26 protein-coding genes are annotated in these 25619 nt (G+C 69.5%); 18 read left to right on the top strand and 8 right to left on the bottom strand.

Annotated elements, in window-relative coordinates; all coding sequences use genetic code 11:
• Nucleotides 1-141: 141 nt before the first annotated feature.
• Nucleotides 142-1326: a cytochrome P450 gene (locus tag NXI30_08950; GenBank protein ID MCR9094332.1), complete on the bottom strand. Its 1185-nt coding sequence runs from the start codon at nucleotides 1324-1326 to the stop codon at nucleotides 142-144.
• A 129-nt stretch (nucleotides 1327-1455) separates the two neighbouring features.
• Between NXI30_08950 and NXI30_08945 the strand changes: the two genes are divergently transcribed.
• The 4 genes from NXI30_08945 (at nucleotide 1456) to NXI30_08930 (ending at nucleotide 3752) form a co-directional block, all read left to right on the top strand.
• Nucleotides 1456-1932: a GNAT family N-acetyltransferase gene (locus NXI30_08945; protein MCR9094331.1), complete on the top strand. Its 477-nt coding sequence runs from the start codon at nucleotides 1456-1458 to the stop codon at nucleotides 1930-1932.
• Nucleotides 1933-1986: 54 nt separating this feature from the next.
• Nucleotides 1987-2421, top strand: a complete 435-nt coding sequence (locus NXI30_08940; protein ID MCR9094330.1) for a hypothetical protein — start codon at nucleotides 1987-1989, stop codon at nucleotides 2419-2421.
• 414 nt (nucleotides 2422-2835) lie between these two features.
• A complete protein-coding gene (locus NXI30_08935; GenBank protein ID MCR9094329.1) occupies nucleotides 2836-3021 on the top strand; it encodes a hypothetical protein in 186 nt (61 codons plus the stop codon).
• Between the two features lie 212 nt (nucleotides 3022-3233).
• Nucleotides 3234-3752, top strand: a complete 519-nt coding sequence (locus NXI30_08930; GenBank protein MCR9094328.1) for a hypothetical protein — start codon at nucleotides 3234-3236, stop codon at nucleotides 3750-3752.
• 9 nt (nucleotides 3753-3761) lie between these two features.
• On the opposite strand, the gene NXI30_08925 is transcribed toward NXI30_08930, so the two are convergent.
• Nucleotides 3762-4214 (bottom strand): hypothetical protein, encoded by a 453-nt coding sequence (locus NXI30_08925; protein MCR9094327.1) that lies wholly within the window; start codon nucleotides 4212-4214, stop codon nucleotides 3762-3764.
• 107 nt (nucleotides 4215-4321) lie between these two features.
• On the opposite strand from NXI30_08925, the gene NXI30_08920 reads away from it, so the two are divergent.
• The 3 genes from NXI30_08920 (at nucleotide 4322) to NXI30_08910 (ending at nucleotide 8890) form a co-directional block, all read left to right on the top strand.
• Nucleotides 4322-5056: a hypothetical protein gene (locus NXI30_08920; GenBank protein ID MCR9094326.1), complete on the top strand. Its 735-nt coding sequence runs from the start codon at nucleotides 4322-4324 to the stop codon at nucleotides 5054-5056.
• A gap of 116 nt (nucleotides 5057-5172) precedes the next feature.
• Complete coding sequence (locus NXI30_08915; GenBank protein MCR9094325.1) at nucleotides 5173-5634, top strand: hypothetical protein; 462 nt, start codon at nucleotides 5173-5175, stop codon at nucleotides 5632-5634.
• Between the two features lie 223 nt (nucleotides 5635-5857).
• Complete coding sequence (locus NXI30_08910; GenBank protein ID MCR9094324.1) at nucleotides 5858-8890, top strand: hypothetical protein; 3033 nt, start codon at nucleotides 5858-5860, stop codon at nucleotides 8888-8890.
• Here NXI30_08910 and NXI30_08905 read toward each other — a convergent pair.
• Together NXI30_08905 and NXI30_08900 are read right to left on the bottom strand one after the other, a co-directional pair.
• A complete protein-coding gene (locus tag NXI30_08905; protein MCR9094323.1) occupies nucleotides 8832-9710 on the bottom strand; it encodes a hypothetical protein in 879 nt (292 codons plus the stop codon). The two genes, NXI30_08910 and NXI30_08905, sit on opposite strands and share 59 nt — an antisense overlap.
• On the bottom strand, nucleotides 9701-10510 hold the full coding sequence (locus NXI30_08900) for a right-handed parallel beta-helix repeat-containing protein (GenBank protein ID MCR9094322.1): 810 nt from the start codon (nucleotides 10508-10510) through the stop codon (nucleotides 9701-9703). The genes NXI30_08905 and NXI30_08900 overlap by 10 nt, the downstream gene beginning before the upstream one ends.
• A gap of 224 nt (nucleotides 10511-10734) precedes the next feature.
• On the opposite strand from NXI30_08900, the gene NXI30_08895 reads away from it, so the two are divergent.
• Complete coding sequence (locus NXI30_08895) at nucleotides 10735-11517, top strand: hypothetical protein (GenBank protein MCR9094321.1); 783 nt, start codon at nucleotides 10735-10737, stop codon at nucleotides 11515-11517.
• A 12-nt stretch (nucleotides 11518-11529) separates the two neighbouring features.
• Here NXI30_08895 and NXI30_08890 read toward each other — a convergent pair whose 3' ends face one another.
• Entirely contained in the window at nucleotides 11530-12534 is a 1005-nt protein-coding gene (locus NXI30_08890) for a 3'(2'),5'-bisphosphate nucleotidase (GenBank protein ID MCR9094320.1), read from the bottom strand.
• Nucleotides 12535-13002: 468 nt separating this feature from the next.
• On the opposite strand from NXI30_08890, the gene NXI30_08885 reads away from it, so the two are divergent.
• The 3 genes from NXI30_08885 (at nucleotide 13003) to NXI30_08875 (ending at nucleotide 16417) form a co-directional block, all read left to right on the top strand.
• Nucleotides 13003-14169 (top strand): endonuclease/exonuclease/phosphatase family protein, encoded by a 1167-nt coding sequence (locus NXI30_08885; protein MCR9094319.1) that lies wholly within the window; start codon nucleotides 13003-13005, stop codon nucleotides 14167-14169.
• A 48-nt stretch (nucleotides 14170-14217) separates the two neighbouring features.
• Entirely contained in the window at nucleotides 14218-15351 is a 1134-nt protein-coding gene (locus NXI30_08880) for a mitochondrial fission ELM1 family protein (GenBank protein ID MCR9094318.1), read from the top strand.
• 130 nt (nucleotides 15352-15481) lie between these two features.
• Nucleotides 15482-16417 (top strand): hypothetical protein, encoded by a 936-nt coding sequence (locus NXI30_08875; protein MCR9094317.1) that lies wholly within the window; start codon nucleotides 15482-15484, stop codon nucleotides 16415-16417.
• A gap of 73 nt (nucleotides 16418-16490) precedes the next feature.
• On the opposite strand, the gene NXI30_08870 is transcribed toward NXI30_08875, so the two are convergent.
• Nucleotides 16491-17675, bottom strand: coding sequence for a mitochondrial fission ELM1 family protein (locus tag NXI30_08870; GenBank protein ID MCR9094316.1), 1185 nt, complete (start codon nucleotides 17673-17675; stop codon nucleotides 16491-16493).
• 107 nt (nucleotides 17676-17782) lie between these two features.
• Nucleotides 17783-20128 (bottom strand): LptF/LptG family permease, encoded by a 2346-nt coding sequence (locus NXI30_08865; GenBank protein ID MCR9094315.1) that lies wholly within the window; start codon nucleotides 20126-20128, stop codon nucleotides 17783-17785.
• Nucleotides 20129-20298: 170 nt separating this feature from the next.
• Between NXI30_08865 and NXI30_08860 the strand changes: the two genes are divergently transcribed.
• The 5 genes from NXI30_08860 (at nucleotide 20299) to NXI30_08840 (ending at nucleotide 23872) form a co-directional block, all read left to right on the top strand.
• Nucleotides 20299-21237, top strand: a complete 939-nt coding sequence (locus NXI30_08860; GenBank protein ID MCR9094314.1) for a sulfotransferase domain-containing protein — start codon at nucleotides 20299-20301, stop codon at nucleotides 21235-21237.
• Nucleotides 21238-21324: 87 nt separating this feature from the next.
• Entirely contained in the window at nucleotides 21325-21912 is a 588-nt protein-coding gene (locus NXI30_08855; protein MCR9094313.1) for a hypothetical protein, read from the top strand.
• A 31-nt stretch (nucleotides 21913-21943) separates the two neighbouring features.
• Nucleotides 21944-22345, top strand: coding sequence for a VOC family protein (locus tag NXI30_08850; protein MCR9094312.1), 402 nt, complete (start codon nucleotides 21944-21946; stop codon nucleotides 22343-22345).
• Nucleotides 22342-23007, top strand: coding sequence for an aquaporin (locus tag NXI30_08845; protein MCR9094311.1), 666 nt, complete (start codon nucleotides 22342-22344; stop codon nucleotides 23005-23007). The genes NXI30_08850 and NXI30_08845 overlap by 4 nt, the downstream gene beginning before the upstream one ends.
• A gap of 196 nt (nucleotides 23008-23203) precedes the next feature.
• On the top strand, nucleotides 23204-23872 hold the full coding sequence (locus NXI30_08840) for a TetR/AcrR family transcriptional regulator (GenBank protein MCR9094310.1): 669 nt from the start codon (nucleotides 23204-23206) through the stop codon (nucleotides 23870-23872).
• Between the two features lie 4 nt (nucleotides 23873-23876).
• Here NXI30_08840 and NXI30_08835 read toward each other — a convergent pair whose 3' ends face one another.
• Complete coding sequence (locus tag NXI30_08835; GenBank protein ID MCR9094309.1) at nucleotides 23877-24782, bottom strand: formamidopyrimidine-DNA glycosylase; 906 nt, start codon at nucleotides 24780-24782, stop codon at nucleotides 23877-23879.
• A 97-nt stretch (nucleotides 24783-24879) separates the two neighbouring features.
• Between NXI30_08835 and NXI30_08830 the strand changes: the two genes are divergently transcribed.
• Nucleotides 24880-25179, top strand: a complete 300-nt coding sequence (locus NXI30_08830; protein MCR9094308.1) for a SelT/SelW/SelH family protein — start codon at nucleotides 24880-24882, stop codon at nucleotides 25177-25179.
• Nucleotides 25176-25511, top strand: a complete 336-nt coding sequence (locus NXI30_08825) for a hypothetical protein (GenBank protein MCR9094307.1) — start codon at nucleotides 25176-25178, stop codon at nucleotides 25509-25511. The genes NXI30_08830 and NXI30_08825 overlap by 4 nt, the downstream gene beginning before the upstream one ends.
• Nucleotides 25512-25619 lie beyond the last annotated feature (108 nt).

Here is a 25619-nt window from a genome sequence, read left to right as displayed (position 1 = left end):
GCTCGGGGCGCCGAGTCGAGCTCCTACTGACGCTGATCGTGTTCGCGGCGTCGAGTCGAGCTTCGACTACTTCCGTTGATCGTGTTCGGGGCGCGTGAGCGCTGGGCTGCGGTGACCGTGGGTGGTCCCGTTGCTTCTTCGTTAGTCCAGGCGGCGGACGTGGAGGGCGTCGGGGCAGCGCAGGACGGTGCGACGCGGGAGGGCGGCGGATTCGTCCTCGAGGGTGAGGTGGGGGAGGCGTTCGGTGAGCACGCCGAGGGCGACCTCCATGTTGCGGCGGGCGAGGTGGAGGCCGGGGCAGCTCTTCGGGCCGCGGCCGAAGACCAGGTTCGGCGGTTGCGCGCGGTCGGGGTCGAAGCGGTCCGGGGCTTCGACGAGATCGGGGTCGCGGTTGGCGCCGGCGATCGCGAAGAGGACCCAGGTGTCCGGGTCGATCTTCTCGCCGCGGAACGCCGTCGGGGCGCTCGCCGAGAGCCTCGGCAGGACGGCGATCGGGGTCTCGTAGCGGAGGCCCTCGGCGACGGTTCGTTCGATGCGGGACGGATCGGCGACGAGGCGCGCCCATTCGCCTTCGCGCGTGAACAGCGTGGAGAGCAGGTTGCCGAGGGATCCGTGTGTCGTCTCGCCGCCGGTCGGGAAGAGGAGGCGGACGTGGGAGAAGACCTCTTCGTCGGTCAGGCGGCGTCCGTCGACTTCGCTCGCGACCAGCTCGCTGATCACGTCGTCGCGGGGCTCGGCGCGCCTCGCTTCGACGACCGGAGCGAGGAAGGCCGAGAGCGCGGCTTTGGCCTCGAGGGCACGATCCGGATCGTCACGGAAGGTGAGGAGGGCGAGGGCCCAGGCGTGGAACTCGTCCTCGCGTTCGCGAGGCAGACCGAGGAGGCGGGTGATCACCAGGTAGGGAAGGCGGGCGGTGAACTCGGCGACGAGATCGAATCGCTCGCGGTCGGCGAGGGCGTCGAGGAGCTCGTGGGCGAGGGGGGCGATGCCTTCCTCGGCGAAGCGGGAGACGGCGCGGGAACGGAAGGCGGGCGTGGCGAGCTTCCGGGTTCGCAGATGGCTCACGGGATCCGGATCGGAGATGAAGCTCGCGCCGATCGCCGGCTCGAAGGAGGCCTGGTACATGCGGTGTCCCGGGAAGGTCGCTTCGTCGAGGAAGGCCTCGAGCAAGGCGTCGTGACCCGCGATCACTCGCGCGTCGAGCCCCATGAAGCGCGTCGGCACGATCGGCCCCGCTTCGCGACAGGCGCGCAACAACGCGTGGAGCGCGTCGCCGGGCATCTCGTCGAGCACGAAATCGGCGTTGGCAGGGTCGATCGTCGGCATGGCGGCTCTCGTTCCTTCACATCCGTCGCGCGTGAATGCGCGCCCCGATCCGGTCCTCTAGCGTAGGGTTGCCCGAGACGGCGCGCCGCGCATGAAGCCCGGAGCCGCTCTGCGCGGAGGGCGCACCCGATGGACGATCCGATCGACGTCGTCGAAGCGGATCTCGAGGACGAGGCCCAGGTCGAACGCCTCTTCGAGATTCTCGACGCCTACGCGCGGGGGCCGGGTGGACAGAGCGCGCCGCTCTCCGAGCGAGCGCGACGCAACCTCGGGCCCGGACTGCGTGATCACCCGATGGCTTTCGTCCTCTTCGGTCGTCTGCGGGAGCGCGTCGTCGGGGCGGCGGTCTGCGTCTGGAGCTTCTCGACCTTCGCGGGGCAGCCGTCGGTGAACCTCCACGACTTCTCGGTCCTGCCCGAAGCGCAGGGGCACGGCGTCGGCACCGCGATCCTGGCCGAGCTCGAACGGCGCGCCCGTGCACGGGAGGCGGCCAAGCTGACGCTCGAGGTGGTCGGGTCGAACGAAGCCGCGCAGCGTCTCTACGAGCGCTTCGGGTTCGCCCATGACGCGCCGCCGACCTATTTCATGACCAAGCGACTATCCTGATCGCTTCCCGAAGCAGCACTTGATCCGTCCCCGACGGAGGTGCGAGGAGCAGACATGCCGAAGCCGACCTTCGACCAGCTGAAGACCTGGGCCGAGAACTACCCGAAGCTCTGGAACGCCGGTGACAAGGAAGCCTGGATCGAAAACTACAAAAAGGTCGCGCCGGGGACCGTGCGGATGCTCGATCCGGTCGGAACCCCCGAAAAGGTGGGCTTCGAACACGCCTGCCTCGACTCCTGGGACCTCTTCCAACCGAACGTCCGCTTCCGGATCGTCCCGGGCTCGCTCTTCATCTGCGACAACGAGGTCGCCTGGCTGCTCGAGAATCATTTCCACTCGAATGGACGCGACCAGATCGGCCTCTCGATCGAGACGTACCGGTTCGAGGAGAACGGGGACCTGACCATCCGGACCTACTACAAGGTTCCGCGCCACGAAGAGCAGGAGATCGGTGAGCTCTTCCAGACCTACCTGCCGGAGAACGGCTGACGCGACGAACCGACTGGTTCAATCGCCTCGATGAGTCGACGTCCGCACGGGCCCGCCGTTCTGGTGGGCCCGTCGTCGTTTGTGACGGACCGTCTGCTGACGGTGAGTTGGATTGGAAGGGTCCGAACGGCCGTTAGGCGACCACGCTTTCGGGGATGCGCGCCAGGAGAGGACATCTCGAGGAGCGCCACAGCCGGTGCGCGATCGAACGACGCAAGACCCCGTTCGGCCACGCGACGCGGCTCCGTTCGACGCGAACGTGACGAATGGCCGCGAACATTTTCCGAATTCGAAACCGCAACGCTAGGCGGCGCGGTTTCCGTGATTAAGCTCGCCCATGCACGTTCCCAACACGTGCTAAGAGCTATTGTCAGTTCGAAGCGTCCGTCACCAATCACACATTCAGGTTCAATCATGCGGAAAGTCAGAGACTGGTCCGCGGTCATCGACCGCCTCAACAGCAGCCCGAAGGGCGAGATCAAGATCAAGATGGGGTCGCCCGGGAGCGCTCAGGTCACACGTTGCCGACTGCTGGCCGAGTGGTCCAACCTCGAGGCCACCACGAAGGGCGCGACCCTTCACCTCCGCCTCCCCGGCTGAGCTCAGGCCCGGAGGCCTCGAGGGCTCCGATTCGTTCGGAGCCGCTCGCGGTGCCCTTGCGGGATGCGAGCCTTTCTGGCGCGCCCCCACCCCCTACATCGTTCCGGCTCCCAGGAGGAGCGTCGTCGCGAGGAGAGGCGACCCGGACACGTGTGTCCGGCGCCCGTCCCTTTCGAGGAGCCCCCTCGACCGGGGCGTGCTAGGCAGTCGCCATGTCCATGCTCCACCGATTCATCGTTCGTGATCTCGTCCTCGTGACGTCGGCCGTCGTCGCCTGGTGGCTGTTGGCGGCGCGCTCGGCGGGAACCGACTTCGTCGCGGACCTGTCCGGATGGATCGTGGGCGTGCTGCTCTTCGTCGGCGCCTACCTGGCCCACGAATGGAGCCACTATCTCGGCGCGATCGTCTCGGGCGGGAAGGCCGAGATCGGCGACAACCTCGCCTCCGGCTTCCTCTTCAGCTTCGGTCCGGAGGGCAACACGCTCGGGACCTTCGTGGCGATGTCCCTCGGCGGCTTCGCCGCGACGGGCCTGGCGATCGCGTTCTTCTACCTGGGTCTGCCCGACGAATACCTGGCGACCCGCGTCGCACGGGGCGGGGTGCTCTTCCTCGCGCTGCTCGGTGTGACCCTCGAGCTGCCGCTTCTGATCTACGGCCTCGTGACCCGCTCCGTTCCGAAGCAGGCCGCGGTCCAGACGCCGGAGCCCGAGCCGCTCCAGCCCCCCGTCTAGCGCGCTTCGTTAGGCCTCGATCGTCTCGAGCTCGTCCCAGATCGGGCCGATCATCCGGCGAAGGAATTCGTCCGAGCCCCAGATCCGCTCGCCGCCCATCAATCCGGATCCGTCCTGAGCCGCGTAGAGCACGCCGAGCACGCGGTGGGTCTCCGGCGCTCCGTCCTCGCCGCGGAGCTCGATCACGAACTCCTGGGAGAGGGCCTCGGCGCTCACCGTCTCGGAGATCATCTCGTAGCCGATCTGGGACGGCATGAAGTCGCTCACGAGATGTTCGTAGTAGCGGAGCACGGCGTCGGTCCCGATCATCCGCTTGCCCATCGGCCAGAACTCGTAGACCGGCTCGTCGACGAGGGTCGCCATCGTCGCCTCGAGATCGCCCTCCGCCTCGGCGGTCGCGTGCCGCACCCCGAGCGCATACATCGAGTCTGCCGTCCATTCCGCGTTCTTCGTTTCGGCCACGAATCGTCTCCTTTGCGCCCTGTCCAGAAGGGCTCCAGGAAGGCTACCCTCGCGTGACGCACTGCGCCGGAGCCCACGGGACCGGCGGACCCCCGGAGTGTCGTCCAATGCAGAGGGAAGACCGTTCGACCGGAGCGAGCTGGGCCGTCGTGTGGATCGCGGCGGTGGCGACTTTCGCGGTCGTCGCGCTCCCAGGCACCGCGTCCGCGGACGCGCCCGGGGACGCCTTCGCCGGTTGGCAGGAGTCGGAGACGCGGGACGGGGACCTCCCGTGGTCCATCTACGTCGAGACCGATCCCGCGCCCGGGGTGCCCGCGTTCCGGATCGAGACGAGCTTCGAGGTCCCGCCGGCGATCGCGGCCAGGACGCTGATGGCGTCGATGGCCGAAAACGACGCGACGACCCGCGGCGAACGGCGGGTCCTGCTCGAACGGACCCGGGACTCGGCCCTCGTCCACACCTTCGTCGACCTGCCCTTCATGTTCTCGGATCGAGAGCTCGCGGTCCGGATCGTCGCCTCCCACGACGTGTCGAGTGGGATCCACCGGATCGACTGGGTCGACGAGAACGAGCATCTCCCGCCGCCCGAAGAAGGCGTGCTCCGACTGCGGACCGCAGGCTACTGGGAATTCCGGCCACGCGCGCCGTTCGGCTCGTTCGCGACCTACGTGAGCCGCGCGGAAGTCGGCGGGTCGCTGCCGGCGGGCATCCGTGACCGCTTGATGCGAGGGCAGGCCGAGGACGCCGTCGAGCGCCTCGCACAGCTGATCAGCGATCGCGAAAGCGCGACCGTCGCCGCCCCGCCGCCGACGGGGCTCGACCCGAAGTCGGACGTCGAGTAGAGCCGCTCCGTCTGCTCCGTCCCGCTGTCGCCCCCGCAGCGATCCGTCGCGCCCCGTCTTCGCGCCGCGATCGCGTGATACCCTCCGGCGGCACATCCTCGCGCCGGAGACGCGTCTTGGTCTACGTCATCGCTGCCTACTCGATCACCCTCGGAGCGCTCGGCCTCTACTGGGCACTGCTCGCCCATCGTCGGATCGAGGTCGAGGCCGCGCGCGCCCGCGTCGCGGGCACGCCGCTCGCCGATCCGCGGCGGGGCTTCAACGCGGGGGCGCTCCTGCTCGCGCCCTTCTGGATGTTGAAGTACGGCATGACGGTGCCCGGCACGCTGCTGCTCGTCCCGACCGTCGCGATCGCGCCGCTCGTCCAGCGCGAGCTGTGGCTCCCGCTGCTCTTCGTCGGGACCGTGCCGCTGGCGGCGGGGGCCGCGCTGGCCTTCGTGGGCAACCGGATCGCGGTCGCGCATACCGGCGTCGAGGAGCCGGACGCGTTCTCGGCGAGCCAGCTTCCCTGGGCCCTGGTCGGGATCGCGCTCTACACCGTGATCCTGCCCTGGGCGTGGTTCTTCCTGCAGGGATGAACCCGGAATGCGTTTCCCCATCGCTGGCTTGCGTTTCCCGAGAGAGACTGGCTGCGTCGCGTCCGCCCGCGTCGTCCTCGGCTGGGCCCGGGAAGGGGATTCGTTAGGCTCGCGTGGCCTCCGTCGTTGATCGTGCGCACCAGCGGCTTCCTCGCCCGGAGTGCAAGAGAGCCGTGTGAACTCGTTCGCGCATCCCAACTCCGCACCCTCGTGGTCGTCCCCGGTGTCGATCGATCGAACGATCGACCGGCCGCGCCTGCTCGAAGCCCTCGACGGACGCTTCCACCGGAAGCTGACGGTCGTGCGCGGGGGCGCCGGGTTCGGAAAGACGATCCTGCTCTCGCAGGCGCTCGAGGCGAATCGCGAGGATCCTGCCGGGATCGACGTCTGGCTGAGCTGCCGCGCGTCGGATGAAGGGGAGCGCTCCCTGGCGAGCGCGCTTCGCGCGGTGTTCGGATTGGAGGACGATGGTCGCGACGTCGTCGAGGCGGCCGCCGACGCGATCTGGCGCCGCAGTCCGAACGACGTTGCGCTCGTGCTCGACGATGCGCACCGACTGGGCGCAGGGACCCCGGGCGCACGTCTCCTGGAGTCGCTCTTCCACGTCCTGCCGGAGAACGGCCACCTGGTGCTCGCGACACGAGGCAGTCTTCCCTTCGCGATCACGCGTTGGATCGCGGCGGGGGAGGTCACCACCCTCGACGACGAGGCGTTGGCCTTCGACGAGGAGGAGCGCTCGCGCTTCCTCGCGGATCGCGGTCTCGACGGCGACAGCGGCCTCGGCGGGTGGCCAGCGGGTCTCGAGCTGGCTGCTGCGGTCGGTGCATCCGGCGTGGGCGACTATCTCTGGGAAGAGGTGCTCTCGGCGATCGACCCCGCTCGTCTCCGCGCGCTCGCGCGCCTCGTGGACCTCGACTGGGTCGACGATGCCCGTGTCGCGGGGGTCGCCGGTTCGGCGATGACGGCGGAGCAGCTCTTCGACGGAATGCCGCTCGTGTCGACCGGTGAGCGGGGTGAGCGGCGCCTGCACGCCCTCTGGCAACCGACGCTTCGAACGATCGACGCCGAGTGGGATCCCGCGAGCGTGGATGCCGCGGTGGAGTGGCTGTCTTCGCAGGGGTTCCACCGAGAGTCGCTCGAGCTCGCCCAACGCGTCGGGAGTGAGTCGCAGGTCGATTCCGTCGTCTCGCGATTCGCGGGCGTGTCCCGCTGGTTGCGCGCATCCACCGCCGACCTGGAGGCGCTCGTCCGGTCCCGATCCGAAGCGACGCGAGCGCGTGCGGTCGGACGCTTCGTCGAGGGGGTCTTCCGGATCCATTTCGATCCGGAGGGCGCCTTTCCATTGATCGTCCAGGCACGAGAGGATTTTCGTGCGGGCGCTGAGACCGATCTCGAGGTGGGTGCGCTGAACGCGATGGCGATGCTGGGCTTCTTCGCGGGAAGCGGCGTGCTGCTTCGACAGGTGGCGGCTCTGGTGCTCGAGCTCGACTATCCCTCCCGGGAGGGGCTGGCCAGGTCCTCGCTCGCGACGGCCGCGCTGCTCGAAGGGCGAGCGGCGGAAGCGTTGCCGCGGCTCGATGCGGCGCGGGATTCCGTCGCGGAGCTGCGCCCGATCATGGACTCGACGCTGCTCATCGCCGCGTTGGACGCTGGAGAGCCGGAGCGGGCGTTGCGGATCTCCGTCGACGAGGACGAGCAGCTCCCGCACGTGATCAGAGCGTCGATTCGCGCTTCGCGGCTCGAAGCGCGCGGATTGCTCGGGCGCCTGGACGAAGGCGCGCTCCAGCGATTGTCGGGGGAGGTCGCGAACGAGGACGCAGGGCATCTGCACAACTCGATCGTGCTCCGCTCGACCGTTGCCTTCTTTTCGGCGGCCGCCGGATTGGAGAGCGTCGCGCGCGAGCTGATGGCCGGCGTGGCGCTGGATTCGCACGATGGACTCGGCCCGCGAGCGGCACTGGCGGTGGCCGCGGGTCAGATGATGGTGGCGGTGTCCGAGGGGCGTGGCGAGGACGGAAGAGCGCTCTTCGCCGCCGCGTCGGCCGAGGCGCCCGAGGAGGCGCGCTACAACCGCCACTCCCTCCGAGCATTGCCGCAGTTCTACGTGCTCGCTCCCGACGCGCGCGACGAGATCGACGCGCTCCCGGTCGGGCCGTGTTATGCGAGGGGGCTGGAGGCCGCGAGAGCCCTGGTCGCCCTGCGAGAGCGAGGGGACGCGGGGCCGGCGACCGCCCTGGACTGGGGCCGGGTCGAGCTGTTCCGGTCGTTTCTGGTGCCCGATCTCGTGCTGGAGCTCGCACTCGCGGCCGCGACCGCGGGGCAACGTCCAGCGGAAGACATTGCGCGCGACGTTGCGGGTCGACGACGCGCGGCGCTCTCCGAGCTGACGAATCGTCTCGGTACCCGGTCCGAGGACCAGCCGCGCGTGGCGCTCGCGCGCAGAATCCTCGGCGAGACGCCGAGAAGGCCGAGCGAGCGACTCTCGATCGGCCTCCTGGGTCCGCTCGAGGTCCGACGCGACGGCGTGATCGTCCAGCACCCGGCGTTGGCCCGCCAGCGCGTCCGTGCGCTCCTGCAGCGCCTCGCCTGGAAGGGGCGCGCTTCGCGTGACGAGCTGGCCGACGCCCTCTGGCCGGAGCTCGACGGCCCGGCGGCATCGAATAATCTGCGCGTCAACCTCAACCACCTGATCAACGCCCTCGAGCCGGCCCGGGAGTCGAATGCGCCTCCGTACTTCGTGCGCTCCGAATCGGGCTCGATCCGGCTGGAGTCGGGGAGCTGGCTCGTGGTCGACTCGGAGGAGTTCCAGAAGGGGCTCGACCATGCGGAGCGACTCGATCGCGCGGGGCGCACGGCCGCCGCGCTGGCGGCGCTCGAGTCGGCCTTGCCCCTCTACCGCGGCGACTTCCTGTCGGACGCGCCGGATGCGTCCTGGGGCGAGATGGAGCGAGTGCGCCTTCGGGCGAGGTTCATCGCCGGCTGCGTTCGCGCCGCGGGCCTGCTCGTAGGCCGGTCACGGTTCGAAGAGGCCCATCGCTGGCTGGAAGCGGCGCTGGCCGAGGACGAGCTCGCCGAGGATGCCTACCGACTCCAGGCGATCGCGTACTTCCGGAAAGGGGATCGAAGGAGCGCGCGCGCCGTCGTCGAGCTCGGGCTTCGTCGTCTGGAGGAAGCGGGGCTGCCGATCGGCGCGGACCTCAGCCGCTTCGCACGCCGGCTAGGTGTGCCCGTCGGCGTTCGGCGACCCGCTTCCTGAGCCCGCGCGAGGCGAGCGCGAGTACACCCCACAGTGTCATCCGACCGACGAGTGGCTCCGGCACGGCCTGGACGTCCGCGGCCGGGGTGGCGGGGCGCAGGGCGGATCCGTCCAGGTAGAGGGTGAACGCTCCAGTGGTGAAGTCCCAGGCGAGGAGGTCTTCGTCGTCGAAGTCGATGCCATCGACCTGGCCGCTGCCGTCGAAGGTCAGGAGCCCGAGCGTCGGCGTCAGCAGACCGAAGCCGTTCAGGTCGAGCGCCGGGTCGATCCCCTCGGCGGACCCGTCGAAGACGATCAGAGGAGCGGGGGCGGGTCGCAGGAGGTCTTCGTCTTCGACCGTCACCGGTCCGACGAGCGCGGTGCCGTCGATCGAGATCAGGAGGTTGCCCGTCGAGAGCGACAGGGCGACGGCGTCGATCTCGATCCCGTCCGGAATGCCGACTGCGCTTCCGTCGATCTCCAGGCTCAACGCCGAACCGTTCCAGCGCGCGACGTCCCGGGGCTCGATCGTCGTGCCCTCGACGATCGCCGTCACGTCGAGACTGAAGAGCACGTCCGGTCCGTCGCGCTCGAACGCGTTGAGCCCCGCATTCGCGGGGAGGGGCGGCAGGTCCGCGAGCACCACGGGACCCGATGGGGAGAACGCGACGACGTCCTCGTCCTCGACGAGGATGGGTGGCGAAGCGCCCAGGAGGAGGGTCGTGTCGTAGGCGGTCGGCGGCTGGGCGAGCGCGGTCAGCGACCAGGCGGCACCGACGAGGCCGACGGCGAAAAGGGTCAGCCTGTCTCGTCTTCGCGCCTTCGTCGGCCCTACGGACACGTCGGCGACCCGTTGCAGATGTTTCCGCCGAGGTTGCCCGTCGAGCCCGAGACGGCGCCCTGGATCGAGTTGTCGCGGTAGCCGAAGAAGGAGAGGCTCCCGATCCGGAGCGCGGTTCCGGTCGAGAAAATCCAGCTGTCGCTCAGAATTCCACCGTCGCCAGAGCCGAGGTCGATGGCGATGTCGCCGTTGTCGACCGCGTGGAGCCCGCTGAGATTGCCGCCCGCTCCGACGGACTGAAGGCCGCTCTCGCCGTTGAGGACGAGCGCGCAATCGCGAACGGTGACCGTCCCACCCAGCCTCAGCCCGTCCCCGGCATTGCTCCGGACGCGAAGCGATTCGATCGTGAGCCCCGACGCGAACAAGGCTTCGACGCCGCTGCCGTCGAAGCCACGAATGTTCCCGTTCCGGATCGTGGCGTCCTTGGCGCTGTGCGCTCGGATTCCGTCGGCGACCCCGCGGGCGCTGCAGCTGACGGGTGTACCGGTACAGGCGACCGGACCCTCGACCGTGAAGCCGTTCAGGTCCAGGCTGATGCCTTCACTGCTCGCAGGGAACTGGATGCCCGGGGTCGCGGCCGGCACGTAGAGGCTGCTGGTCAGGACGTAGCTCCGTTGGGATTCGAGCGTGACCGGAAAGCCTGGCGCGTCGCTGGAACTGACGCCGCCCGCGAGGGCCCGCGCCTGGTTGATCTCGATTCGACCGTCCCCGGCCAGCACCGGGGCGGCCGTCGTGCAGAGGAGCGCGATCGCCTTGAGGAGAATGCGCCAGGCGCGTGTGGATCGTCGTTTCCGGATCATCGAGGCCCTTTCGTGGCTTGCCGCGTGCGTCGGGGAACTCCGACCGAAGCGACGGGAAGAGCCTGCGCCGGGCGCGTTAACCGCCGCGCAACGGGGCCTGGTCCCGGCCGTGGGAGCGATCGGCCCCGAGGGGCTCTCGGTTTCGGCCACGTTAATCCCGCTCGTCGAGCCTGTGGCCCGGCGCTCGGGAATCACCGCGGGCGCACGTCGGGGAGAAGAGATCGATGTCCGAGTCGGGAAACGCAGCTCGCAAGCTGATCGCGGTCGCGGTGCTCCTCGTCCTCGGGTCGCCTGCGATCGCCGGCGCGCAGATCGCGTTGATCACGAGCCGCGCCACTTCGTACACGTTCGATGTCTGGGCGGGCGCGACGAGCACGATCGATCGACATCGCGTGGTCGACGCGGTCGACGGCGCACAGAATCTCTTCGTGAACGAGGCGCACGCCACGGAATGGGGCAATGCCGACGGCTGGGCCACCGTCGACGCGGCGATGTTGCTCGCCGAGACGCTCACGCTGACCTCGGACAGCTACCTGCTCGAGATGTCCCGCACTTCGACGGGAGAAGCGGAGTGGATATGGGGCGTCGGTGTGGCCGGGGCACAGCTCAACAACACGTCGACGTACACCTTCGACGTGATCGAGCCCGTGGACTACGTCCTGACGGTCTCGCTCTCGAACGATCCGAACGGCATCTATTCGGGACGCCTGATCTTCGACGACACGAGTCCGGCGGTCCCGGCGATCCTCAACGAGGACACGACGTTCGGCCCGCTCGCCCTGAGCGGGACGCTGCCGGCGGGCTCGTATCGCCTGAACGCAGTGATGAATGGCCTGTCGCCGGCGCTGAGCTCGAACCCGGGTCCGCACGCCGGTACCGCGAGCTACGACGTCACGCTCGAGCTCATGCTGCCCGAGCCGTCGGCGGTGGCGATGCTCGCGCCCGGTCTGCTCGTGCTGGTCGGTCTCGCGCGGAGAAAGGCGGGATCGCCGTCGCTCGTTGCTTAGCGACTGTGGCGGTCAGCCGACGTCGATGTACTGGCCGACGACCTCGAGCACGCGGTCGTGGATCGGGCCGTTGGTGGCGATGATCCCGGCGTTGTTCTCGAGCTTGCGTCCGTGGGCGAAGTCGAGGGCGTTGCCGCGCACGTCGGTCACGCGCCCGCCGGCTTCCTCGACGACGATCAGGCCTGCGGCGTGGTCCCAGATCTTCTCGCGGTAGTCCTTGCGCGTCGGGAGCCGAAGATAGATCTGCGCTTCGCCCTGAGCGACGATCGCGTACTTGCACTGGCTGTCGACGCGGACCGGGTCTTCGGTGATCTCGAGGGCCTTGGCGATCTGGGCGCTCTGATCCTGGTCGCTGTGGCCGGACTCGACGGATTCGCAGAAGCGGGCGGCGGCGGTCGAGGTGACGTCGCTGACGCGGATGTCCTTTGCACCGTCGCGGCCATTGCCGAGCAGCGGCAGGATCTGCGCGCCGCCGCCGCGGGTCGCGGCGAGGAGGCAACCGGGCCGACCGTCCGGACCGGGCAGGTTCGGACAGCCGAGGACGCCCAAGACCACGCGTCCGTGGTCGAGCAGGCCGAGGGCGATCGCGTACTGCTCGCCGCGGAGGAAGCCCTTGGTTCCGTCGATCGGGTCCAGGGTCCAGTACGGGGTGTCGATTCCGTCGGGCGTCACGCCGCCGAGGTCGATCCAGTCCAGCGCCTGGTCGGTCGAGACTTCGGCGCCGCGCACGCCGCGGACGTGCTCGACGACCTTGGCGCAGGTCTCTTCGGCGCCGGCTTCGCGGAGATCCTTCGCGTCTTCCTCGCCGACGACGTCGGCGACCTTGGACGTGCCGGCGAGGGCCGAGCAGACGAGGGCCTGGGAGGCGAAGTCGGCGACGGTGACCGGACTCTTGTCCTTCTTTTCGATCGTCGCGGCGGTGACGAGGTTCTTCTGGACGCTCTGGCACACGGTGGCGGCGTCGCGGACGGCGACGATCGCGGCGTCGAGTTCGCTCTGGAGGTCGATGGTGGACACGGCTTCCTCGGGTGGCCCGGACGCGCGGGCGCGGTACGGCGCGGGCTCGCGGTGGGCGTGAAAGTGTGGGAGGTGGATGGAGATGGGGACGTGAACGGAACCCGCCGGGCGGGAGGCGCGACGATAGCGGAATGATCGGGGCGTCGAGGGCGCGCGTCGTGTGACCGCAATCGCCTGCGGAGTGGAACGAAAGGGGCGCTGGAAGGGCACGGTCCTTCCCTTGCTCGCGCTTCCCGCCGGGATCGTTCGGGGCTCGGCACGATGCAACCGAGCGGCAGGCAACGCCGCATCCGCAGCGGGTGTCTGCTCTATCGGGAAACGACCGGAAGGGACCGCGAATCCACCGCTCGGGCGGTCTGCGACTTGCATTCCAATCGGGTCGGAGATCCCTCTCCTGCTCCGCACCGAGGGTCTCGCGCCGCCCGGGCGGAAGCTCGCGGGCGATCTCGAGATCCCCGAGGAGGCCCTGTGTCCCTGCGCCTCGGCACCTTCAACGTCTGGGGACTCCCCGAAACCTTCGGATTCGGGGACGATGTCTCGTCCCGCATGCGGCTGATCGCGCGTCGGTTGCAGGCGTCGGACCTCGACGTGCTGCTGGTCCAGGAGGCGTGGACCGACGAGGTCCGGACGACCCTGCGGGCCGGCGCGCTCCAGGCCGGCTTCGAGGTGGCCGACGGCCCCGGGGCGAACGGCGGACTGATGACGCTCTCCCGCAAGTCGATCCTGGGCTCGCGCTTCGAACGCTTTCGATTCCGGGGTGACCCCGAGCGATTCTCGACCGGCGAGTTCATCGGCGGCAAGGGCTTCCAGACGGTCGCCATCGAGAGCGACCACGGCCCCCTCGAGGTCGTGAACACCCATCTCCACGCGCGCTATCGGCGCGAACGACCGCGCCTCAACAGCGCCGTCCGTCTGGCGCAGCTCCTCCAGATCCTGCGCCACCTGAGCGAGACCGAAGGTACGGTCGTTCTCGGGGGCGACTTCAACTGCGCCGCGGGCGAGACCGAGTACGACCTCTTCCAGGGACTCTCCGGCGCCTTCGAGCTCGGTGGCGGCAGTCGCCACCCGACCCTCTCGCGGACCAACTACTACAAGCGTCATCGCACCGCCGAAGACAAGCGGATCGATTTCCTCTTCGTCCGTCCAGGACCCGACGTCGCCTGGCGCGCCCGGGACGCGCGGCTGCTCTTCGCCGAGACCGCGCGGATCCGTGAGATCGACCGATCGCTCTCGGACCACTTCGGCTTCCGCGCCGAGCTCGCGCTCACTCCGCTCGTCCATCCCGTGGCGTTCTCGAGCGTGAGTCCCCCGGACCCGATGGCGATCGATCGGGCGCGTCGACTGCTCCACGTCGCGGACGCCGAGGCCGCGCGGCGCCATCGTGTGCACAGCGAGCAGGCCCTCACCTTCGCCGCTGCGTCGGTGGTGGCCCTCGGTGTTCGACGGGCGCCGCCGATCTCGCGACGACGGCTGCTGCGCGGCGCGGCGGGCGGGATCGCCTTCCTCTCGATCCTGCCGGCCGGTGCCTACGGTGCGCTCGCCCACTTCGACGCGCAGGGAAAGCAGGGCGCCTTCGCGGACGCACGGGCGACCCTCGCGCAGCTCGAGCGGACCCTCGACGACGCCCGCGCCTAGCCTGCGCGCGCGACCGCCGGGTCCCCGATCCGGTACGTTCCCGCGCGGATGAAGGAAGAAGATCGAGGCGGAGAACGGGCGACGGTCTGGCTCGTGGTCGGCGAGAAGCGCGGCGACAACGCACAGGTCCACAACCTCGCGCGCCGAGCCGGCCTCGACGGACTCGCCGTCGAGAAGTTCTTCGCGATCAAGCCCGAGTGGGTCGACGCCAAGCCACCGGTCGCCGTATCCCTCGATCACGTCGATCGCGAGAAGTCCGATGCGCTCGAGGGGCCTTGGCCGGACCTCGTCGTCTGCGCGGGGCGCCGACTCGCGAGCGTCGCGCTCTGGATCAAGGAGGCGTCCGGCGGACGCACGCGCCTGGTCGTCGTCGGGAAGCCGCGCGGACAGGCGGCGTCCTTCGACCTGATCGTCGCCGCGGATCACTACGTCCTGCCGGACGCGCCGAACGTCGCGCGCCACGGCTACCCGCTCATGGAGCTGGACCACGAGGCGCTCGCGGAGACGAAGAAGGCCTGGGTCGGGCGGCTGACACTCGCGCCGCGGCCGCTCACGGCGCTCTTCGTCGGTGGACCGACGGGCGGGCTCCGCTTCGGGGTCGAGGAGGCGCGGGCGCTCCATGCGGATGCCCGCCGGCTCGTCGCCGAGCACCGCGGCTCCCTCTACATCGTGACCAGCCGCCGGACCCCGGCCGCCATCGTCGACTACTTCCGTGAGGCCAAGGAGCCGGACCCGAACGAGCAGCTCGCGGTCTACGATGCGTCGCTCGCTGCGATCGACAACCCGTATCGGGGGCTGCTCGCGCTGGCGGATCACTTCGTGGTCACCACCGACAGCCTCTCGATGATGGTCGAGGTCGCGCAGCTCGGTCGACCGCTCTCGCTCTTCGCGCTCGGTCGGGCGCCCTCGGCGATCGAGCGCGTGCTCGAGGGCGCGCGCCTGCTTCGCCCGGTCGATCCGACCCGGGACGCGATTCCGGCGGGCGGTGTGGTGGCGCGCACGATGGCCGCGCTCGGACGGCCGATCCACTCCAGGGATCTCACGGCGACGGCGCGGCGGCTCGTGGCGGACGGGTTCGCCGCGTGGTCGACGGACCCGATGCCCACCGCGTCGCGGTGGGTGGACGAGGCCCTCGTCGGGGCCGTCCGCCGGGTTCGCGCGCTGGCCGGTCTCGAGGACTGACGAGACGCGGCGTCGGCCTCGCCCTACGGGGTCGAGACGGGCCTGTGATAGCCTCTGGCGCGATTCGACCGGCCTGCGCGGCGCCGAAGGGCTCCGCGTCCGCCCATCCGGGTCGAGGAGGGAACGATTGATGAACACGGAACCGAGCGCGGCGATCGATTCGAGCCGTCCCAACGTCTTCATCCACACGAATCACCGCCAGATGGTCGGCGCGCTCGTCGGGCAGTACGCGCTCAAGCGCAACTCCAGCGACCCCGACGCGTTCGACGTCCACCTGATCCGCCACCAGGACTACCCGTGGTTCGCGGAGTACGAAGGGCGACCCTATCTGCGCGACGGGGCCTCGCGGATCTGGCACAACGAGGATCTGCAGTCCTTCACGCCGCTGCGCTTCATGCCGCCGGAGCTGATGGGCTACCAGGGCCGCGCGGTCGTGACCGACCCGGACGTCTTCGCCGTGGGCGACGTGAACGAGCTGCTGAACCGAGACATGGAAGGCAATAGGATCGTGTGTCGCCCGCGCTCCGGGGCCAAGGGCTTCGAGGGCATCCTGGCGACGAGCGTCATGCTCCTGGACTGCGCGCAGCTCACCCACTGGAAGGTGCGCGAGCAGTTCGATTCGCTCTTCCGCCGCGAGCTCGACTACCAGGACTGGATCGGGCTCAAGAAGGAGGACCGCTCGAAGATCGGTCTCTTCGAGCACGAGTGGAACGATTTCGATCGGCTCACCGAGAAGACGAAGCTGATCCACAATACGAAGCGACGGACGCAGCCCTGGAAGAGCGGCCTGCCCGCCGACTACGTGCCGGCGGAGAAGTGGAAGTTCTTCCCGCCGATGCGCTGGGTGCTGCGCGCGCGCCGCAAGTTCTTCGGCGACTACGCCTTCGTCCCCGACTACAAGAGCCATCCGGACAAGCGCCAGGAAGACTTCTTCTTCGGCCTCCTCCGCGAGTGCGTCGAGAAGGGGATCGTCTCCGAGGACTTCCTGCGCGACGAGATGGACCGCAACCACGTCCGCCACGACGCCTTCGAGGTGCTCGACCGCGTGGAGCCCCTCGCGGCCTAGCGCCTTCGACCGGCGGTCACCCGGCGAGCGCCCGCGGCCGGCGGCGACCCGGCGAGCGCCCGCAGGCGGCGGATTAGAAGAGCGCCCTGACCGCCGCGACCGCCCGCTCCATGTCGCGCAGCGGCTCCGGCTCCGCGTCCGGGTGTCCGTCGCCGAGCCAGACCGCGCGACCGGTGTCGATCAGCAGCTGTTGGACGATCCGGATGTCGCGGGTCAGGCGCTGGGGACCCATGCGCATCGTCAGGCGATAGATGTGCGCCTTCAGGTGCCAGCGTGAGAGCCCCAGCTTCGGATCGCCCGCCTCGTGGCCCGCCTCGCCGTCGAGCCAGGGGTTTTCCTTCATCGAGGTCATCCCTTCGCCGGTGTCATAGAGATAGACCGGGCGCCCCGTCACGCACGCTTCGGTCATCATCGACACGCTGTCCGCGGTCACGATCACCCGGTCCGCGAGTCCCAGGAACGCGAAGAAGGGATTGTCCGTGTCGTCGGGCTTCCAGTCGTAGAGGATCGACGGCGACTGGATCCCCTCGAAGAGCGCCTCGGTCGTCTCCGGCAGCGTGCGCTTGCTCGTCGTCACGAGCAGCGATCCGCCGAACTCGCTCGCGAGGGCATCCGCCGCGGCGGCCAGGCGCTCGCCGGAGGCGCGGTCGAAGGGGTAGGGCCCGGAGTTGCCACCGCACAGGACGGCGATCAGGGGCTTCGGGAGGTGGGACACGCGATCCGCCCACTTGCGCGCGTCCTCGTCGAGGCGGGGGCGGGTCACGCGGTGGAGCGGAGTCTCGTTGTGGAGGATGTTCGGGTCGTGGGGCAGGCGGTACTGGGGCGTCGTGATCACGAGGTCCCAGTTCGGCGGCGCGGCCCAGGGGCGCCCGACGTGGATCAGGCGGGTCCGCTTGCCCTCCTCGGCGAGGGCCCGGGCGCGAACCCAGCGCGCGATCGGCTCGTTCTTGCGTCCCGCGGAGATGACGAGGTCCGGCCAGGGCGCGGACATGGGGGTCGAACGGTCCCGCTTGATGCCCAGCAGGTGGGCGCCCCAGGGCAGGTTCACCGCCTTCTCCCAGGGTTGGAACTCGAAGTGCTTCTCGACGAGGGGCCAGCCGAGTGCCTCACCGAGGCCTTGCACCTGGGAGTTGTCTCCGGCGCGATTGCCCATCAGCAGCCAGACGATCGGGACGTCGCGCGGCTCGCTCTCTTCGCTCGGCTCGCTCGCCTCTCTCGAGGAGGCGTCGATCGTGCTCTCGGGTCCCGGATCCGACAAGGCTTTCCCCAGCGCCGGCGCTCCCCGGCTCGCGAAATCTACCGCAGCCCCGGAGTCCGGAGCATGACCCGGCGTGCCCGAGGGGTGAGCCGAGGATCGACCGTCGGCTACCCGGAGCGGCTCAGCTTTCGGCGCAGGCGGAAGCCCATGCCGGCGGCCACGGCACCGAAGAGCACCGAAGGACCCCACCCGGCGAGCACGGGATCGAGCGTTCCCCCGTAGCCCATCGAGCCCGAGAAGCTGGTCGCGAGCGCGTGGGCGACGGCGATGATCGCGCAGGCGATCAGGGTATGGACCGGTCGCGGGAAGGGGGGGCCGGTGGCTGCGAAGAAGAGGGCGATCAACGGCAACAGCAGACACGCCAGCGGCGCCGCGATCTTCATCTGCAGATCGGTCTGGTAGGCGGAGATCTCCCGGGGCTCGAGGTCCGGGTCCGCGAGCGCGAGACGCAGATCCGAGGGCGTCATGTGGGCGGTCTCGATCTCGGAGGGCGTCTCCTCGCCGAACTCCGCGAGGCGCGGGACGCTGTTCGGGCGGCGCAGCCGATCGTCCTCGGCGAGCTCGACCGTCCGCGCGTCCTCGAGACTCCACAGGCCCTGGCTCGAGATGCTGCGCGCGTAGTCGGCGTCGGTCCGCCGGACCGGCAGGCCGTCGCTTCCGAGGTCGTAGAGGGTCACGTCGTTGGCCTGGCCGGTGAAGAGATCGAGCCGCTCCATTTCGTAGATTCGCGTGCCGACGCGGTACCAGACGCGCTCGCGCTGCTGGACGGGACCGACGTCCTGGTTCTTGATGTCCCGCTTCTTGATCAGGCTCGCCTCGGCGGTCGCGCGGGGCACGACTTCGTTCGCGAGCAGGTGATAGGCGGGGACGGCGAGGCCGCAGAGGAGCCAGACCGGCGCGAGCACGCGGAAGACCGGGATCCCGCAAGCCCGCATGCCGAGCAGCTCTCCGTTCGCGCCGATCAGGCTGATCGTGAGGGCGACGGCGACGAGCAGGGCCATGGGAACCACGCGGCCCACGAGGACCGGGAGCCGCGCACCGTAGTAGCGGGCGATCTCGTCGGCGGTCGAGCCGTACTGATTGAACCACTTCAGGTTGTCGAAGACGTCGATCACCAGATACGCGAAGACGAGGCCGACGATCGAGGCGGCGACCATTCGCACGAATTGGCTGCTCACGTAGCGAGGGAGCGCGTACCGCTTCATGCGGAGCTTGTTCCGGACGATCCCGGCGCGGGCGAGGACCCCGCCGCCGTCGTTGCCCTTGCTGCGGTCCGACTCGGAGGCGTGCCGTCCGGCGCGGTAGAGCAGGACGCCCGCGACGACGATCAGGACGGTGTTCGGGATCCAGACGACGAGGGCGACCGGTGCGTCCTCGTTGCGCAGCATGCCCTCCGCGAACTGGAAGAGCGCGTAGTAGGCGATCGCGCCGACGAGGCCCATCACGGTTCCGCCCGAGCGCGAGAGGTCGCGACGGCCCAGGGCGAGGCCCATGGCGAGGAGACCGAAGGGGAGCGCCGCGGCGCCGAGGGCGATCCGACGGTGGGCCTCGATCAACGCCCACCGCGCGGCGGCGGGGTCGTCGGTCCGGCTCGCTTCGTCGATCAGCGGCCCGAACGCGAGGGTCGCGACGGGATCGACCGGTACGCCTTTCTCCTCCTCCATCTCGGGGAGGACGGTCTCCATCTGGTCGAAGCGAAGCAGCGAGGCGCGCGTCTCGCCGTTCGAGAGGACGAGGCCGTCTTCGAGGACGAGGCGCTTGGTGCCGTCCGGATCCGTATGGACGGCGCCACGCTGGGAAAACAGGGTCTCGCCGAGGCTCGGCATGAAGAGGAGGATGCCTGCCAGGCGCGCGCCCTCGTCCTCGACTTCGCGCGCCTCGATCCGCCAGCCGCCGATGCTCGTGGCGGCGCCTTCGCGCAGGGCGAGGCCCGGCTTCTCCTCGGAGAGGGTGATCATCCGGTCGCGGACCGCTCGCTGGGAGGCGGGGGCGACGACCACGGTCAGACCGACGGAGACGATCGTGGCGGCGAGGGCGAAGAGGAGTCCCGGTCGCGCCAGCTGTCTCGCGGAGAAGCCCGACGTCTCGAGGGCGAGGAGCTCGCGGTCGCCCGAGAGCCGGCCGAGTCCGACCAGCGAGCCGACGAGGACGGCGAAGGGCAGCGTCCGCGCGAGGGTCGGGACGAGCTGGAGTCCAGCGATCTGGGCGACCTCGCCCGGACCGAGCCCGCGATTCACGATCAGCTCGGCGTAGCCCAGCAGATCGGTCATCAGCACGACGAGGCCGAACGCCCCGAGCGCGAAGACCGACGGCAGCACCATCTCGGAGATCAGGTACCGGGTCAGCTTGCGGCTCTGGCGCGGGCGTCGATCGCGACGTTCCGGCGGGACCGGCGCAGCGGCCGGGTCCGGGGTCGGCGCGTCGACCGGGGCGTGGGCGGCGGACGGGGTCAAACGGGAGTTCCTCTTCGGGCGCGAGTGTTGCGCTCGGCGATGGACGAGGCCAGCGTCCTTCCGGTTCCCGGACCGAAATGAGGGTGGAAACACCCATTTCGACAGGGTCTCGGGCCGGCCTGTGATAGATTGCCGCCACTCCCGGGCGCCCCGCCCGAAGGATCCCCGCCATGGAATCGATTCTCAAGAAGGCGACCCGAGAGGTCGTGATGGCCCTCCTGTTCTGGCTGCCCGAAGACCGGCGCGTTCGGATCGAACGCTGGCTGCGCGGCCGCGAGGAGACCCGCCGCCTCTCGCGTGCGGACGTGGCCGTCGTGTCCTTCGGCAAGAGCGGCCGGACCTGGCTGCGCGTGATGATCTCCCGCTACTACCAGATCATGCACGGGATTCCGGAAGGGGTCCTCCTCGGATTCGAGAACTACCACCGCCGAAATCCCGAGATCCCGAAGATCTTCTTCACCCACGACAACTACATCAAGGACTACACCGGCGAGTTCGACTCGAAGGCGTCCTTCTATGGCAAGAAGGTCGTCCTCCTCGTCCGGAATCCGAAGGACATCGCGGTCAGCCAGTACTTCCAGTGGCAGCACCGCATGCGTCCGGCCAAGAAGAAGCTCAACAAGTACCCGCCCCACGGCGCCGAGGTTCCGGCCTGGGACTTCGTGATGGACGAGAACGTCGGGCTCCCGGGGATCATCGACTACCTGAACCTCTGGGCCCGGGAGGCCGAGCACGTCGAGGACCTGCTCATCGTCCGCTACGAGGACATGCGCAGCGATACCGCCGCGGTCCTCGAGCGCGTGATGGAATTCATCAACGGGACCGGCGCGAACGAGGACGCGGTCGAGAGCGCCGTCGAATACTCGAGCGTCGAGAACATGCGGAAGCTCGAAGAGAAGAACGTGTACTGGCTCGCCGGCGGACGCATGAAGCCCGGCAAGAAGGGCGATCCGAACACCTACAAGGTCCGGCGCGCCAAGGTCGGCGGCTACAAGGACTACTTCAGCGACGACGAGGTCGCGAAGATCGACGACCTGGTCGCTGGTACGCTGTCCCCGGCCTATGGCTACGAACGTCCGCCGTCGCCGGACCAGGCGGCGAACGGCTAGGCCTGGCCACTCCGGACCGAGGAGACGACCCTGCGCATCGCCTGTCTGGGTTGGGGCTCGTTGCTCTGGGATCCGCGGTCGCTGCCGATGGACGGGCCCTTCCGCGCCGACGGCCCGCGACTCCCGATCGAGTTCTCCCGGGTCGCGCACGACGGCCGCGTCACGCTCGTGATCGACGAGCAGGCGGTGGCGATCCCGACCTGGGCGGTGGCCCTCGACGTCGACGGTCTCGACGCGGCGATCGAGGCGCTCGGACGGCGCGAGCGGATCGGTTCGGCGCGCTGGCCGAGCTGGATCGGGGCGCAGCTGCACGCGGGCTCCGGTGGCATTCGCGGGGAGGCGAGCGAGGCGACGCGGGACGCGGTCTCGGCGTGGCTGCCCGGGTCCGGCTACGACGGGGTCGTCTGGACGGCGCTGCCTTCGCGCTGTCCGGACGGGCGCTTCGCGGCCCCCCGGACGGGCGAGCTCGTCGACCATCTTCGTGCGCTCGAGGGCGAGGCGCGGGCGCGGGCGGAGGAATATATTCGCCGGGCGCCGCCGACCGTCCGGACCGAGCGGCGTGCCCGCTTCGAGGCGGAGCTCGGATGGACGGCTTCGGAGGCGCCACCCAATCCGCCGACCCCCGGCGTGCCCGAGGCGCCGCCCGACGCGCCGATGCCGGGAGAGGGAAGCTAGGCATGCGCCGATTGCGAGCGGAGGAACCGCGATGACGACCGCGATACCGAACCAGGGTTGGCACTTCGTGACGCCGCAGCTTCCCGTGCGCGACGTGCGCGAGACCCAGCGCTTCTATCGAGACGTCCTCGGTTGTGCGATCGCCTGGAACTACGACGAGGAGTACGGCGCGGTCTACAACGGAGAGAGCGAGATCTTCTTCTCCCAGACCGACGAGCCCTTCGAACCGGTCACGAACTTCGTGCGCGTCGAGAACGCCGACGCGGTGATCGAGACGCTGCGTGAGCGCGGCGCCACGATCGTCGACGACATCGCCTCGCATCCGTGGGGCATGCGCGAGTTCACCGTCGCCGACAACAACGGCCACCGATTCCGGATCGGCCACAGCGAAGGTCCGGTAGTCCCGCCGGAGGAACGGGGGAAGGGCGGATGAACGTGCGCGTGCGGCGGCTCCTCGCGGAGCTGCTCGGCACCTTCGGCCTCGTCTTCGCCGGCTGCGGCGCCGTGGTCGCGAACGACCTGTCCGGTGGAGCGGTGACCCACATGGGGATCTCGATCGTGTTCGGCGCGATCGTGATGATGATGGTCGTCGCGTTCGGGCCGATCTCCGGTGCGCACATCAATCCGGCGGTCACGATCGCGTTCTGGGCCGCGAAGGAGTTCGAGGCCCGTGAGGTCGTCCCCTTCATCCTGGCGCAGTGTGTCGGCGCCCTCGCCGGCGCGGCGACGCTCCGCGGGCTCTACCCGGAGGCGACGACGCTCGGCGCGACGCTTCCGATCGGCGGGCTCGGACCGGCCTTCGCGATGGAGGTCCTGCTCACGACGATCCTGATGCTCGTGATCATGGCCTGCGCGATCGGACACAAGCTGTCGGCCTTCTTCGCAGGACTGACGATCGGCGCGACGGTCGCGCTCTGCGCGCTCTTCGGGGGACCGCTGACCGGGGCATCGATGAATCCCGCTCGCTCGCTGGGTCCGGCGGTGGTGTCGGGGGACGTCTCGGTGCTCTGGCTCTACTGCGCGGCGCCGGTTCTGGGCGCACTCGCCGCGGTCTTCCTCCACCGCGTGGTCTGGGCCGACACCTCCCTCGACTGATGGGGCGCCGCGACGTCGAGGCCCCTTCGTGCGACGCGCAGAGTTCTTCCGTCTGACGAGAATCCTTCCGGAGGAGCGCCGATCGGCCATCATTGACGGCGACGGATCGAGCGCCGAGACTCGAGTCGAACGAACGTTCGTTCCCGCGGACCCCACGCCAACGGGGTGACGCTGCTCCGCGGGGTCGAGAGGACGCATGGCAGAGGCGATCGAAGACAGCCCCGCGAGCGCGCCGGCGGATCCGGAATCCACCCGCGAGCGGATCCTGGACGTGGCCGAGGCGCTCTTCGCGGAGCGCGGGCTGGCCGGGACCGCCGTCCGTGACATCGCTCGAGAAGCCGGCCTGACCGCACCGTCCCTCTACAATCACTTCGACGGCAAGCAGGCCCTCTACGAGGCCGTGCTCGCCCGCGGTGTCCAGCCCCTCTTCGCGATCATCACCGCCACGAACGACGAGGCCGGAGCCCTCTCCGTCGAGGAACGACAGACGGCGAGCGATCGGACCCTCGATGCGATCATGGACCATCTGGCCCATCACCCGAACATCGCGAAGCTGATCCAGCACGAGTCGCTGACCGGCGGCCCCAGCCTCTCGCACATCGTCCACGGCTGGATCGGCCCGATCGTCGAGTCCGGCCTCGGCGCCATGTCGTCGCGACTCACCGTCTGGAGCGAGGACGAGCAGCCGATGGCGGTGGCGGCCTGGATCCACGTGATCCTGGGACACTTCACGATGGCGCCGCTCTTCCGCGAGCTCTTCGGGGCGGATCCGCTCGCGCCGGAGCAGATCGAGCTCCAGAAGCGCTTCCTGCGCCGCTTCGCGCGGGTCATGCTCGCGCCGGTCGGCGAGTCGGAGTCGGACTGACGGCTCAGGCGCCGCCAGGCCGCCGCTTCTCGAGCTCCTCGATCGTGCGCGGCCAGTCCTTGCCGAGCAGCTTCGAGAGCGCGCGATCGGCGAGGACCTTGCCGCCGGTCTGACACTCCGGGCAGTAGTTCACCTCGTTCTCCGCGCGCACGATCCGCTGGACCGGCGTCGCGCAGACCGGGCACGGCTCGCGGAACTTCCCGTGGACGGCCATCTCGGGGCGGAAGGCGGTGACCTTCTCGGGCCAGCCTTCGCCGACCTCCGCGCGCAGCAGATCGGTCCACTCCTCGAGGACCGCCTGCGTCGTCTCGAAGAGACGCGCGTGCTCCTCGTCGGAGAGCTTGTCGCTCATGCGGACGGGGGAGAGGCCCGCGCGGTGGAGGATCTCGTCGGAGTAGGCGTTGCCGATTCCGGAGAAGAGGTGGGGATCCGTCAGCGAGCGTTTGAGGGTATGACGCTCGCGTTCGAGGGCCTCGCGAAACTGCGCGGGCGTCGCGCGGAAGACCTCGAGCCCGCCCGGATCGAGATCGGCGAGGGCGCGAAGGCCTTCGACGACGTGGAGGGACGCGCGCTTCTTCGTGCTCGCCTCGGTCAGCAGGAGCGAGCCGTTCGGGAAGTCGAAGGCCGCGTGGGCCCGTTTGCGCGGGATCGCCACACCCCGCTTCTTCCACTGGAGCCGGCCGGCGATCATCAGGTGGAGCACGAGGAAGAGCTCGTCGTCGAAGTGGATGACCAGGCGCTTGCCCATCCGCGACACGTCGCGGACGACCCGGCCGAGGGCGTCGGCGGGCTTCGGCTGCACGGACTTGAGCAGGCTCGGGCTCTGGATCCGGAGCTGCTCGAGGGGCTGGCCGACGATCCGCGCTTCGAGCGCTTCGACGTAGACGGTGAGATCCGGGTACTCGGGCAAGCGGCCTCCTGCGCCCCCCGCGCTCGGCCGAGGGTAGCAAGCAGGCGGGTATCATCGGGCGCTGCAGGAACCCCGCTCCGGGGTTCGGAGGAACCCCATGTCGGATCGCGCGCCGCGCGTCGAGATCGAGTATTGCGTCGGTTGCCGCTGGCTGATGCGCGCCGCCTGGACGGCCCAGGAGCTGCTCACGACCTTCGAGAACGAGCTGGCCGAGGTGGCCCTCGTGCCGGGTCGAACGGGGGGCGTCTTCGTCGTGCGCCTCGGCGACGAGGTCGTCTTCGATCGAAAGGAAGAGGGGGGCTTCCCGGAGCTTCGCGAGCTGAAGCAGCGGATCCGGGACCGGGTCGCGCCGGAGCGCGATCTCGGCCACTCCGATCGCAAGGGGGATTCGGAATGAAGGGCGCGATCGCGAGCGTCGAGCTCTTTGCGGCGGAGGCGGCGGAAGCAGCGAATGCAGCGGATGGGGCAGACAGCGCCGAGGCCGCCGGAGCGCGAACGCGGCTCACGCTGACCCTTTCGGCGCCCGAGCGGGCGAGCGACGGGGGGGCCTGGGTCTGTCGTGTGGCCCTCGCGAACCTCCATCGCCCGATCGAGGTCGCAGGGCCCGACAGCGTGACGGCCCTCGCCTCGGCGCTGGCCCAGGCGCGCGCCTGGCTCGCGGAGCTCCGTGCGCAGGGAAAGACCCTGTTCCGGGATCGAACGGGAGAATCCGCGTTCGAGCTCGGCTGATCCGCGGGTTCCGTGTCCCTCCGCCACGCCTGAGCGAAGTACCGCGCAGGAACTGCGGGTGACTTGCGTTCTCGTCGCCGGACCCCGGTTCGATCCGGCGTGGTTTTT

The organism is bacterium (assembly GCA_024742285.1).
Classification (GTDB): Bacteria; Myxococcota_A; UBA9160; order UBA9160; family UBA4427; genus UBA4427.
Note: the sequence above shows the minus strand (reverse complement) of the source record. Positions and strands in the feature narration are given on the sequence as shown.